A 10,870-nucleotide genomic window follows, 5' to 3' on the forward strand; every position below is an offset into this window, starting at 1 on the left:
CATCACGTCGCGGCGCCGCCGGGCGGGCCCACGCCAGACGTACGGAGGAAAGAGGCGGACGTGACGGACACCAGCGACAGAACCCTGCGGGGCGACGACGGCACGACCGAGCCCTCCGGCGGTCCCGGGCTGCGCAGCGCCCTCAAACAGCGCCACATGACCCTGATCGCGATCGGCGGTGTCATCGGCGCCGGACTCTTCGTCGGCAGCCGCGTCGTCATCCAGGACACCGGGCCCGCCGCCGTGATCTCCTTCGCGCTCGCCGGCGGACTGGTCATCCTCGTGATGCGGATGCTCGGCGAGATGGCGGTGGCCCGCCCCGCCGTCGGCTCCTTCCACGCCTACGCCCGGCTCGCCCTCGGGCCCATGGGCAGCTTCACCATCGGTTGGCTGTACTGGTACTTCTGGGTCAACGTCGTGGCCCTCGAAGCGGTCGCGGGTGCCGAACTCGTCCGCGCCTGGCTCCCCGGACTCCCGCTCTGGACGATCAGCCTCGCCCTGATGCTGATCCTGACGGCGGTCAACATGCTGTCGGTGAAGACCTTCGGCGAGTTCGAGTACTGGTTCTCGTCGATCAAGGTCGCCGCGATCACGGTGTTCCTGGTCGTGGGCCTCGTCTTCGTGGTCGGCCTGTGGCCGGGCGCGCACGACGCGGGCGGCGTCGACAATCTCAGCGCGCACGGCGGCTTCCTGCCGATGGGCCTCGGGCCGGTCCTGACCTCCGTCATCCCGGCCGTCGGCTTCTTCACCGGCGCCGAGATCGCCGCGCTCGCGGCCGCCGAGTCCGCCGAACCGGGCCGCAACGTCGCCCGCGCGACCCGCTCCGTCGTTCTGCGTGTCCTGCTCTTCTACGTGGGCTCGATCTTCCTGGTCGTCGCGATCGTCCCGTGGAGCTCCGACAAGCTGAACGGCGGACCGTACATCGCGGCCCTCCAGGAGATCGGCATCCCCGGCGCGGACACCCTGATGCGGATCCTGATCCTGATCGCGGTCCTCTCCTCGCTCAACGCGGGTCTGTACTCGGCGTCCCGCATCGTCTTCGCGCTCACCCGCGAGGGCGAGGCACCCCGCGGTCTGACCAAACTCAGCCGCAGCGGAGTCCCGCGCCGCGCCATCCTCCTCGCCACGGTCCTCGGCTACGTGGCCGTCGTCTTCGCCTACGTCTCCCCGGACACGGTCTTCTCCTTCATCGTGCACTCCTACGGAGCGGTCGCCCTCTTCGTCTACCTCCTGGTGGCCCTCTCCCAACTCCGCCTGCGCAAGCGCCTGGAACGCGAGGACCCCGACTCCCTGACCCTCAAGATGTGGGGCTACCCGTACCTGAGCTGGTTCACGATCGGCGCGATGGTCGTCGTCATCGCCGCGATGGCGATCCTCCCGGCCACCCGCGCGGACTTCGCCGCCAGCCTCCTCACGGTCGTGGTCGTCCTGGCGTCCTACGCCCTGTTGAGCAGGCGCCGCCGCGCCCAGGCGGCGGGGCTTGACCTCAAGTCCGATTGAGCTTCTACGTTCGCTCCATGAAGACACTCGTACTGGGAAGGACGCCCGCCAGGGTGACCGAGGTGCTGTCTACGCTGCACGCGGACGGCTTCGAAGCGGAGGGGGTGAGCACGGACGACGAGGCACGCGAGCTGCTGGAGACCGAGGCGTTCGGAGTCCTGATCATCGGCGGGGGAGTGGGACCCGACTCCCGTACGGCGATCAAGGCCCTGGCGGCGAAGCACGGGGTGCTGCGGGTCATCGACGGAGCCCTGACGGCACCGTTCGACGCGTACGTGCGGCGGGAGTTCGAGCCGCTGATCCGGGAGGCCGCTAAGTTGGGGAGCGAGCCCGCGCCGTCCGGGTGATCGGCCGGGGCCGGTGGGGCTCGTGACGCACTTCGAGGAGGCCGGGTGAGCAGTCGTCGTGTTCTGCGGGAGGCCCGCACCATCGACCCCGCGTCCATCACTGAGCAGTACCTGGACCGGGTCCTCGCACTCCCCGGAGGCGTCGGGACGCTCCGCGTCGAGCTGGACTTCGAGAAGGTCACCGACTGCTTCCAGCTCTACGCGGCGGCCCTCGACCCCGCCGGGTTCCTGCGCGGACATGTGCAGTGCCCCGGCGACCCCGGACCCCGCCGGCTGTCCTTCGAGGTGGGAGAGGGGCACGCCGACCTCGGATGCCACGCGGGGCCGCTGCCCGCCGGGGAGTGGACCGTCCGCATCGACCTCGACCGGTTCACGCAGGGCGGGAGTTACGAGCTGCGGGTGTACGTGGGCGATGCGGAGGCCGATGCCGTCGCTGTCGCACCCGTAGTGCGTGCGCGAGAGGAGGGGGCGGCACCGGCGCCCCGGTCGTGGCTTCGCGGCGAGCTCCACTCGCACTCCCTGCACAGCGATGGTTCCGCCGGCCTTCCCGCCCTCCTCGACGCCGCCCGCGCCGCGGGGCTGGACTTCCTCGCCGTCAGCGACCACTTCACGTCGAGCCACTGGGCGGAACTCGCGAGCCTGGAGGAACAGGGGGCCGCCGACGGCCTCGTCCTCCTCCGCTCCATCGAGCTGACCTCCCACTTCGGCCACGCGAACCTGCACGGACTGTCCCGCTGGCCCGGCACCTACGTCGACGCCGACGGCTGGGACTTCGCCGACGCCGCCCGCGAGGTGCACGCCCAGGACGGACTCGTGGGGGTCAACCACCCCTTCAGCGGCCGCCAGGCGTGGCGCAGGGACGACCACACCTGGGACGACGTCGACCTCCTGGAGATCGACAACTTCGGTCAGGGCGCCAACAACGACGCGGCCGTCGGACTGTGGGACCGGCTGCTCGGCGCGGGGCACCGCATCACCGCCGTCGCCGGCACCGACTGCCACCACCCCCAAAAGCCCGAACACCGGCTCGGCCAAGTCACCACCGTCGTCCGGGCCGAGCGCAGCCGCGAGGGCATCCTCGGCGCGCTGCGGACGGGCGAGGCGTATGTGTCGCGCGGAGCCGGACTGCGGCTCTCCGCCCGGACCGACGACGGGGAGTGCGGAATGGGCGGGACCGTGCCCGTGCCCCCGGGCGGGCCCCTCCACCTCGACGTGGAGATCGACACACCTCGCCCCGCCGTCCTGTTCGTCCTGCGCGGCGGACTGCTCTGGCACATGGAGCCGGTGCCGGCCGAGGGGCCCGCGCACCTCCGCGTGAGCGACCCGCGCCCGCTCCCCGGCCCCTACCGCGCCGAACTGCACGCCGCCAGCGACGACCCGTACTTCTGGGCCTCGTGCAACCGCTCGCACGCCTCCTCGCTCGCCGTCTCCAATCCCGTGTGGGTCACCGCCACGACCGCCGCATCACCCCGGTTCCGGCGCAGGACGCAGCTGCCGCAGCCACCTCTCCGTCCGGGTGAGGTGCGCGCCCGCCGCCGCTGACGCGGCGGTCGGGTCGTGGGCGGCGAGTGCGTCGATGAGTGCCTCGTGGCCCTGGTCGCTCGCGGCGCGGACCGCGGCGCCCTGGTCGGAGCCGTACACGTTGTAGTGGCGACCCCGGGAGCGCAGGACGCCGGCGAGCGCGGCCAGGGTCTCGTTGCCGGAGGCCGCGCAGATCGCGGTGTGGAACTCGTGGTCCAGGTCGTGGAGTTCCTGCTCGTCCTCGGTCGCGCTCAGCCGCGCCTGCAGCTCCCGCAGCCGCGCGATCACCCGCCCGTCGGCCCGCGCCGCGGCGAGCGCCGCCGCCTGACACTCCACGGCGCGGCGGGTGTCGAAGAGCTCCAGGATGCCGTCGAGGGGCAGGACGTCGACCATCGCCGCGAAGCCCGCCAGCATGTGCGCCGGACGCAGCGCGGAGACGAACGTGCCCGCGCCGTGCCGGGGTTCGAGCATCCCGAGCGCCGCGAGCGAGCGCACCGCCTCGCGCAGCGAACCCCGTGACACGCCGAGCCGGGCGCACAGGTCGGGCTCCGGCGGCAGCTGCGCGCCAGGAGTCAGCTCACCGCTCGCGATCATCGCCCGCAGCCCGGCTGCCGCCGTGTCGGTGGCCGTCATCGTCCTGCCCCCTTTTGTCCTCGCACCGTCCGAGGAGTCGTCCGATGAATCCGGCAGCGGACCGTGAGGAGGATTCCTTCGATTCGCAACCGCCCCTGTTCAGCGAGCAATTTACCGCCTACGGTCCTGCGGGTACCACTCGATCGGACACAGTCATCGGATGACTCGCGGAGTGACATGTCTTCTCACCCCCTCGACGCCTGGGCGCTCGACCCCGACGTACGCCACCTCAACCACGGCTCCTTCGGCGCCGTGCCCCGTGTCACCCTCGACGAGCTGCGGGCGCTGCGCACGGAGATGGAGACCAATCCGTGCCGGTGGTTCCGCGGCCTCCCGGAGCGCGTGGCGCGGGCCCGCACGGACATCGCCCGGCACCTGCGGGTCGCCCCGGACACGCTCGCGCTCGTGCCCAACGCCAGCGCGGGTGTCAGTACGGTCCTGAGCTCCCTCGACCTCCCCGCGGGCAGCGAGGTGCTGCTGACGGACCACTCCTACGGCGCCGTCACCATGGGGGTGACACGGGCCGCCGAGCGGGCGGGCGCACACGTACGGACCCTGCACATCCCGCTCGACGCGACCCCCGTGGAGATCGCCGCACACTTCGCCGACGCCCTCGGTGGCACCGGCGCGCCGACCTCCCTCGTGGTCGTCGACCAGATCACCTCCGCCACCGCCCGCCTCTTCCCGGTCGCCGACATCGCCGCGCACGCCCACGCGGCAGGCGCCCTCGTCCTCGTCGACGGGGCGCACGCGCCGGGCATGCTCGCCGACCCCCTCGCCGACGCGGGCGAGGCCGACTTCTGGGTGGGCAACCTGCACAAATGGCCCTGCGCGCCCCGCGGTACCGCCGCCCTCGTGGCACGCGGCGCCCTGGCGCAACGCCTGCACCCGCTGACCGACTCCTGGGGCGCGCCCCACCCGTTCCCCCAGCGTTTCGACCAGCAGGGCACGGTGGACCTCGCCCCCTGGCTCGCGGCGCCCCGCTCCCTGGAGTTCGTCGAGGAACGCTTCGGCTGGGACGCCGCACGTCGCCACATGGCGGAACTGGCCGGGGAGGCGCAGCAGTTGCTCGCGGAGGCCCTGGGTGTGGACCTCGCCCCGGTCGGCGGCAGCCCGGCCCCCGCCATGCGCCTCGTGCCGCTGCCCGACGGCGTGGCGGCCGACCAGGAGGCCGCCCACGCGCTGGGTCGCCACCTCGCCGACACCATCGGCTGCGAGACGGCCGTCACCACCTGGAACGGCCGCGGCTTCCTCCGCCTGTCCGCACACCTCTACAACGACCGCAAGGACTACGCGTACCTGGCCGACCAACTGCCGACGGCGCTGGCCGCGACCGCCTCGTAACCCCACGTCCCCTCCCGAAGGGTCAGTCAGCGTGCGCACCAAATCCATCGAGGCGACCCTGCGGGACGCCGAACGTCCCACCACCCGGCTCGCCCGTTCCCTGGGGCCGCTCCAGCTCACCATGATGGGCATCGGTGTCACGATCGGCGCCGGCATCTTCGTCCTCACCGGCACCGCGGCCGCCAACTACGCGGGCCCCGCCATCGCCCTGTCCTATCTGCTGGGCGCGCTCGCCTCCGCCCTGGTGGCGCTCTGCTACATGGAGTTCGCGTCCACCGTGCCGGTGGCGGGCAGCGCGTACACCTTCGCGTACGTCTCGCTCGGCGAGCTGGTGGCCTGGCTGATCGGCTGGGACCTGATCCTCGACATGACGATGGGCGCGGGGGCGGTGGCCAGCGGGTGGGCGCAGTACGTCGCCGACTTCCTCGCCACGTTCGGCCTGCACCTGCCGTCGTCGATCGTCGGGCCCGACGCGGTGGTCAACGTACCGGCCGTCCTGGTCATCCTCGTCCTCACCGCGATCCTGGCCTCCGGCGTCCGCACCACCGCGCGCGTCAACACGGTCATGACGCTGGTCAAACTGGCCGCGATCGTGGTGTTCCTGTGCGTCGGCGTGTTCCACATCGACGTCGCCAACTGGTCGCCGTTCATACCCGATTCGCGCCCGCCGGGCGGTCACGGGGACTTCTGGGAGCAGCCGCTGCTCGGCTGGGCGGGCATCAGCACCAACGCCACGTTCGGCTTCGCCGGCATCCTCACCGGCGGGGCGATCGTCTTCGGCGCGTACTCCGGGTTCGACATCATGGCCAGCAACGCGGAGGAGGCCAAGCGGCCCCAACGCACACTCCCCATCGCCCTGATGGCGACGGTGGCCGTGTGCGCCACCCTCTACGTCGCCGTGTCCCTCGTCATCACCGGCATGCGCGCCTACCCGCACCTGAACACGGGCGCCCCGGTGACCGCGGCGCTCGCCTCTGTCGGCGCGGACTGGGCGGTGCGGGTCGTCGGCATCGGTGCCATCTGCGGGCTCACCACCGTCGTCATGATCATGCTGCTCGGGCAGAGCCGCGTCTTCCTCGCGATGAGCCGCGACCGGCTGCTGCCCGAGTGGTTCTCCCACGTCCATCCCGTCACACGCAGCCCGCGCCGCATCACCTGGACGCTGGGCCTGATGGTCGCGTTCATGACGGCGGTCCTGCCCATCCAGGACCTCGCCGAACTCGGCAACATCGGCATGCTGACGTCGTTCGTGGTCGTCTGCGTCGGCGTGATGTACCTGCGCCGCACCCGGCCCGACCTGCCGCGCGGCTTCCGCACACCATGGGTCCCGGTCGTCCCCGTCGTGGCGCTGCTGCTGTGCCTGGTCCTCGTCGGCAGCCTGCCGCTGATCACCTGGGTGCGGTTCCTGGCGTGGATGGCGGTGGGTCTGGTGATCTACGGAGCGTGGGGGCGCCACAACAGCCGCGTCGGCAAGGGGGAGTTGACCGACGCGGCCGCGGCTCAGGCCGCGGAGCCGGAGGCGACCCTGCGCGAGTAGCCGTGCCCGACCAACCAGGACACGCTCGGCCGCCCCGGCGGGTCGGCCAGGATTTCCGGCTTGACCTTGTACTGGATGCCGTACCCGGCCTGGGCGAAGGCCGGTGCGGTGGGGCCGCCCTGCTGCGCACCCCGCTGCCCGAAGACGCCGCGAACCGGGTCGAGTTCGACGGATACCACCCCAGCGGGGGCACCGACGTGGGCGAGTTGCTCGCCTCGTTCTGGGACCCGGTCGGCGGCTGGCACTACCCCTGCGCCGAGGGATTCGCGCGGGAGGTCGGTCGGCTCGGGGCGGCCGGGCACGGGCGCAGCACTGTCCGACGCGCCCGCGACCCCGGACCTGCCCATGCCGCCCGCTCCACCCGACCCACCCACGTGATCCGTTCGTCCCCGTCCGGGTCCACCGCGATCCGCAACGAGTGCCGCAGCGCCCGGAACCCCGTACGGGCCCGATGCAGCCCCTCCGCGCCGATGACCGGATCGGCGCGCGCCAGGACGAGGAGCCGATGCTCGAAGTCTTGCCAGGTCACGACGGAGTCGCCGTCGGCGTCCAGGGCGGCGAAACGGCGCGCCGTGTCGGCGTCGGCCGGTTCCTCGCTCGGCATGGCCGGCTCCTTTCACACCTGGCGCGGGTCACTTCACACATGGTCACTGGGCACTGGTGGTGATGATTCGTCACTTTGCGCGGACGTGCCAGGTGGTGGCACCCCTCCGAAGATTCGCGTGCCGCGCCCATTGACGCCCGGTCGGAGAGCGCGCCATGCTCCCGGCATCGCGTGTTATCGATAACACGATCTTGAGCCCGCCTGAGGGAGCCGCCCCATGACAGGCCGTCAACCGTCCATCGGTCCCGCCCGTCCAGCCACGCAGCCCGGCCGGCGCGCCGTCCTGCGGGCGGCCGCCGCCGGCGCCGTCGCCACCGCGTCGGCGCCGCTGCTCACGGCGTGCGGCACCGCCGCAGGACAGCCTCCCGGCAAGGTGGCCCTGCACGGCGACAACCAGACGTTCGCGCCGCCCATCAAGGCGGCGGGGCAGGCGATGCGCAAGGTCGACGGCATCGAGCTCGTGCCCGAGGTCATCCCGTCCCTGGAGTCGTTCGAGCAGGTCGTCAAGTCCTCGCTGCGCACCAACAAGACGCCGGACATGCTCAAGTACTGGTCCGGCTACCGGCTCCAGGACCTCGCCCGCACGGGCGGCATCGAGGACCTGTCCGACCCCTGGGAGGGCGCCGTCCGCAGGGGCTGGGCCGACCCGGCGCTGCGCACCGCGCTCAGCTACCGCGGCCGCGTCTACGGGCTGCCGATGAACCTCGCGTACTACGTGTTCTTCTACAACCCGGAGGTCTTCCGGGACAACGGCCTGAAGAAGCCCGCGACCTGGGACGAGTTCCTGCACGTCGCCGACCGCCTCAAGCGCGCGGGCATCACTCCGCTGCACGCGACGACGGCCGGCCGGTGGCCCGCGTTCATCTGGTTCCAGGAGATCCTCACCCGGCAGAACCCACGGTTCTACGAGGACCTCCTGAACGGCCGCGCCCGCTACACCGACGAGCCCGCCCGGCAGGCCATGCGCACCATCGGATCCTTCGCCGACAAGCACTGGTTCACGTCCCTGGACATGGACCACTCGACGGCCGCGGCGCGCGTGGTGCACGGCAAGGTCGGCATGGTGGCCTGCGGCACCTGGCTCGGCGGCACCTTCGCGGGCGTCGGCGGCAAGCCCGGCAAGAACGTCGACGCGTTCGTGCTGCCCATGCAGAACACCCGCGTGCGCCCCGCCGTGGTCTTCGAGACGAGCGCGCTGGTGTGCACGGTCCGCGGACCCGACCGCGCGGAGGCGCTGCGCGCCGCGGGCGCCTGGACCCACCCGAAGGTCATGAAGGCCTTCTCGCACGCGTTGCAGGACGGCTGCCCCAACCCGGCCGTGCCGCCCGCGAACGCGACGATCGACGGTGTCACCCGCACCGTGCGCGAGACGAAGGCCCGCAAGCTCAACCGCTTCTGGGAGCTGGGCCCGCCCGAACTCGTCGAGTCCACGGTCGACGACCTCGCCGCCGCCCTCATCAACCCCTCCTCGTACCGGTCGGCGCTGCGCACGATGCAGGAACGCGCCGACGAGGCATGGCCGGTGTGGCGGGAGGCGGAGGCGGCATGACCGAGACCGTGCGCACGACCGCACCCGTCGAAGCCACCAAGGTGACACCGCCCCGCCGCCGGATCCCCACCCGCACACCCCACCCGGCGGGCGGCGGCCACAAAGGCACGGGACGGCTCGGCGGGCCCCTGACCGGGGTCCCGTGGGCCCTGCCCGCGCTGCTGTTCGTGGGTGTGCTGCTCGTGTACCCGTTCCTGCGCAGCATCTACGGCAGCTTCTTCGAGGACAACGGCTTCACCAGCCACTTCACCGGACTCGACAACTTCACCCGGCTCGCCGACGACCCCATCTTCGGCCGCTCGCTGCTCAACACCGTGATGTGGGTGGCGGGCACCCTGCTGCTCCCGGTCCTCGCGGGACTCGCCCTCGCCGTGGCCACGCACCGGATGCGCTTCGGGCTGATCGCGCAGACCGTCGTCGTGCTGCCGTACGCGGTCTCGGGCGCCGCGACCGCCGTGCTGTGGAAGTTCATCCTCACCTCGGAGGGCTCCCTCAACCAGGTCCTCGACGCCGTCGGCCTCGGCTCGCTGGCCCAGCCCTGGCTCCTGGAGTGGCCGCAGAACACCCTCTCCATGATCGTGGCCAGCACCTGGCAGGCCACGGGACTCAACGTCGTCCTCTTCGCCATCGGCCTGCGCGCCATCCCGCGCGAGACCGTCGAGGCCGCGGAGCTCGACGGGGCGCGGGGCTGGCGGATGTTCCGGCACATCACCCTGCCCCAACTGCGGTCCGTGACCGTGGTGGTGGTCGGCATGGCCATCGTCAACAGCCTCAAGGCCTTCGACATGATCTGGGTCCTCACCCAGGGCGGACCTGCCCGCTCCTCCGAGACCCTCGCGCTGACCATGTACCGCGAGGCCTTCCGGCTCTTCCACATCGGCTACGGCTCAGCGGTCGCCCTCGTCCTGTCCGTCATCGTCGTCGCCTCCTCGTGGCTGTATCTGCGCAGGCAGCTGCCCGAGACGTCCCCGCGCTGACCCGAGCCGTCCGACAAGGAGTGACACCCGTGGGAAAGACCCTCCGCAATCTCTTCGTCGCCGGCTGCGTGGTGCTGTGGCTGGTCCCGCTGTACCTGCTGGTCGTGAACGCGCTGACGCCCGTCGGCTCCTACACCGGCAACGCGGAATGGACGCCGAACGGCTTCGCGCTGTGGGACAACCTCGTCACCGCCTGGCGCGACGCGGGCATCGGCGAGAGCTTCGCCGGTTCGCTGCTCTACGCGGTGGTGTGCGGCGCGGCCGCCGTGCTCGTCGCCGCCATGGCCGCGTTCGCGGTGGTGGTACTGCCCATCCCCAAGCCCGCGTTCTGGTTCTGGCTCATCTACTCGGGGACCCTCTTCCCGCTGCAGATGTTCCTCGCCCCGCTGTTCGGCATGTACGCCGACGGCAATCTCTACGACACCCGGCTCGGCCTCATGCTCATCTACGTGGCGTGGTCGATCCCCTTCGCCTTCTTCCTCATCCGCAACCAGATGACCACGATGCCGCCCGAGGTGACCGAGGCCGCGATGCTCGACGGCGCCTCGTTCCGGCGGATCTTCTGGCGCATCCATGTCCCGCTGATGGGTTCGAGTCTCGCGGCCGCGTTCATCTTCCAGTTCACCGCCGTCTGGAACGACCTGCTGTTCGGCATCACCCTCAGCCGCACCCCCGACGTCCAGCCGGTGATGGCCGCCCTCACCAGCCTCAACAACGCCTATGCCTCGTCCGGGCCGCCCGTCATCCTGGCCGGCGCGCTCATCGTCTCCCTGCCCACCCTCGTCGTCTTCCTGACGTTCCGCGGCCTGTTCCTGCGCGGTGTCACCGCTTCCGCACTCTGAACTCCTCTCCCCACAC

The 10,870-nt window shown here is 71.5% G+C and carries 11 protein-coding genes; 8 read left to right on the forward strand and 3 right to left on the reverse strand.

Annotated elements, in window-relative coordinates; genetic code table 11:
* The first annotated feature begins 60 nt into the window (after positions 1-60).
* From ACIA8D_RS08390 to ACIA8D_RS08400, 3 genes are read left to right on the forward strand one after another with little or no spacing between them, the layout of a single operon-like run.
* Positions 61-1,500: an amino acid permease gene (locus tag ACIA8D_RS08390; protein ID WP_399229947.1), complete on the forward strand. Its 1,440-nt coding sequence runs from the start codon at positions 61-63 to the stop codon at positions 1,498-1,500.
* A 17-nt stretch (positions 1,501-1,517) separates the two neighbouring features.
* Positions 1,518-1,847, forward strand: a complete 330-nt coding sequence (locus tag ACIA8D_RS08395) for a hypothetical protein (RefSeq protein WP_399229949.1) — start codon at positions 1,518-1,520, stop codon at positions 1,845-1,847.
* Positions 1,848-1,892: 45 nt separating this feature from the next.
* A complete protein-coding gene (locus ACIA8D_RS08400; RefSeq protein WP_399229951.1) occupies positions 1,893-3,389 on the forward strand; it encodes a CehA/McbA family metallohydrolase in 1,497 nt (498 codons plus the stop codon).
* Here ACIA8D_RS08400 and ACIA8D_RS08405 read toward each other — a convergent pair.
* The gene (locus ACIA8D_RS08405) at positions 3,312-4,001 is read right to left on the reverse strand and encodes a FadR/GntR family transcriptional regulator (RefSeq protein ID WP_399229953.1); all 690 of its coding nucleotides are present in this window, start codon (positions 3,999-4,001) and stop codon (positions 3,312-3,314) included. The two genes, ACIA8D_RS08400 and ACIA8D_RS08405, sit on opposite strands and share 78 nt — an antisense overlap.
* A gap of 177 nt (positions 4,002-4,178) precedes the next feature.
* On the opposite strand from ACIA8D_RS08405, the gene ACIA8D_RS08410 reads away from it, so the two are divergent.
* Complete coding sequence (locus ACIA8D_RS08410) at positions 4,179-5,345, forward strand: aminotransferase class V-fold PLP-dependent enzyme (protein ID WP_399229955.1); 1,167 nt, start codon at positions 4,179-4,181, stop codon at positions 5,343-5,345.
* A gap of 31 nt (positions 5,346-5,376) precedes the next feature.
* Entirely contained in the window at positions 5,377-6,882 is a 1,506-nt protein-coding gene (locus tag ACIA8D_RS08415) for an APC family permease (protein ID WP_399229956.1), read from the forward strand.
* Here ACIA8D_RS08415 and ACIA8D_RS08420 read toward each other — a convergent pair.
* Entirely contained in the window at positions 6,846-7,061 is a 216-nt protein-coding gene (locus ACIA8D_RS08420; protein ID WP_399229958.1) for a hypothetical protein, read from the reverse strand. The two genes, ACIA8D_RS08415 and ACIA8D_RS08420, sit on opposite strands and share 37 nt — an antisense overlap.
* A gap of 65 nt (positions 7,062-7,126) precedes the next feature.
* A complete protein-coding gene (locus tag ACIA8D_RS08425) occupies positions 7,127-7,486 on the reverse strand; it encodes a hypothetical protein (RefSeq protein ID WP_399229960.1) in 360 nt (119 codons plus the stop codon).
* Positions 7,487-7,703: 217 nt separating this feature from the next.
* Between ACIA8D_RS08425 and ACIA8D_RS08430 the strand changes: the two genes are divergently transcribed.
* The 3 genes from ACIA8D_RS08430 to ACIA8D_RS08440 are packed head-to-tail and all read left to right on the forward strand — an operon-like array spanning position 7,704 to position 10,854.
* Positions 7,704-9,035: an ABC transporter substrate-binding protein gene (locus ACIA8D_RS08430; protein WP_399229961.1), complete on the forward strand. Its 1,332-nt coding sequence runs from the start codon at positions 7,704-7,706 to the stop codon at positions 9,033-9,035.
* Positions 9,032-10,012, forward strand: coding sequence for a carbohydrate ABC transporter permease (locus ACIA8D_RS08435; protein ID WP_399229962.1), 981 nt, complete (start codon positions 9,032-9,034; stop codon positions 10,010-10,012). Before ACIA8D_RS08430 ends, ACIA8D_RS08435 begins: the two co-directional genes overlap by 4 nt.
* A gap of 29 nt (positions 10,013-10,041) precedes the next feature.
* Entirely contained in the window at positions 10,042-10,854 is an 813-nt protein-coding gene (locus ACIA8D_RS08440) for a carbohydrate ABC transporter permease (protein ID WP_399229964.1), read from the forward strand.
* The last annotated feature ends 16 nt before the right edge of the window (positions 10,855-10,870 follow it).

The sequence above is a fragment of the Streptomyces sp. NPDC051684 genome, assembly GCF_044453445.1.
GTDB lineage: Bacteria > Actinomycetota > Actinomycetes > Streptomycetales > Streptomycetaceae > Streptomyces.

Bases quoted from the DNA above. Each gene is read 5' to 3' on its own strand.
- ACIA8D_RS08405 (WP_399229953.1), bottom strand. From the start codon at position 4,001: ATGACGGCCACCGACACGGCGGCAGCCGGGCTGCGGGCGATGATCGCG.
- ACIA8D_RS08430 (WP_399229961.1), top strand. From the start codon at position 7,704: ATGACAGGCCGTCAACCGTCCATCGGTCCCGCCCGTCCAGCCACGCAG.
- ACIA8D_RS08435 (WP_399229962.1), top strand. From the start codon at position 9,032: ATGACCGAGACCGTGCGCACGACCGCACCCGTCGAAGCCACCAAGGTG.
- ACIA8D_RS08395 (WP_399229949.1), top strand. From the start codon at position 1,518: ATGAAGACACTCGTACTGGGAAGGACGCCCGCCAGGGTGACCGAGGTG.
- ACIA8D_RS08410 (WP_399229955.1), top strand. From the start codon at position 4,179: ATGTCTTCTCACCCCCTCGACGCCTGGGCGCTCGACCCCGACGTACGC.
- ACIA8D_RS08425 (WP_399229960.1), bottom strand. From the start codon at position 7,486: ATGCCGAGCGAGGAACCGGCCGACGCCGACACGGCGCGCCGTTTCGCC.